Source organism: Mesorhizobium sp. M1A.F.Ca.ET.072.01.1.1, from assembly GCF_004023325.1.
Classification (GTDB): Bacteria; Pseudomonadota; Alphaproteobacteria; order Rhizobiales; family Rhizobiaceae; genus Mesorhizobium.
The window spans coordinates 1-660 of sequence record NZ_RZSF01000692.1; the positions used below are offsets into that span (position 1 = coordinate 1).

General features: G+C 62.1%; 1 protein-coding gene. It reads right to left on the reverse strand.

What is annotated here, in order from left to right; genetic code table 11:
* On the reverse strand, nt 1-325 hold a 325-nt coding region (locus EOA32_RS37580), incomplete at its 3' end, for an aminopeptidase (protein ID WP_189407738.1).
* Nucleotides 326-660: the final 335 nt, after the last annotated feature.

The following is a 660-nucleotide window of genomic DNA, read 5'->3' on the forward strand; positions in this document are numbered from 1 at the left end:
GGTATGGAACGCAGCCGAACACTGGAAAGCACCATGTGCGCGGCGCAAGCGAGAACTGCGGCGCGGCGAAAACGGCCCAGGTCACGGCGTCGCGATGGATGTCGACATAGCTGCGGTAGCTGCTGTTGTCGGGCAGCGCCAGCTCATCCGTCGCAAACCGCCTGATGGCGCTCGCCGACGTCAGCCTGGCGCGCAAGGCCTGAGGCGTCGAAGGATCCTGGACGAGCGTTCCGACATCTTTCCGCGCGGCCATGATCTCGACATGACCCTGCAGCGACTGCGCGTAGTAGGAGATGCTGGTGCAACCGGTCAGCCCGGACGCCATGATAACAGCGGCAAGCAAACGAAAAACGCGCTTCACAGCCTGCCCACCGCTTGCCCATCTCCCCCTGGAACCGATTGCACCATGTCTCATCAGGCGCACCAGTTTTCGTCAAGATGTCGGCGGGCCGGACTTTCGACTTTGGCAGGATTGGCAAAAGGCGGCCATTCGCCTTTGAATTGACTCAAGTCCGCCAAGCGCGCGAGGCTGCCTGGAGGGCCTGGGAGAGCCGGGCGCGACACCAATCGAAGGGGAGGATCGCGGTGAACGAGAAAAACAGTCCGAGGCAGCTTGCGGAGATCGCCAGCTATCACGCCCATATCTACTACGCCTGTCTC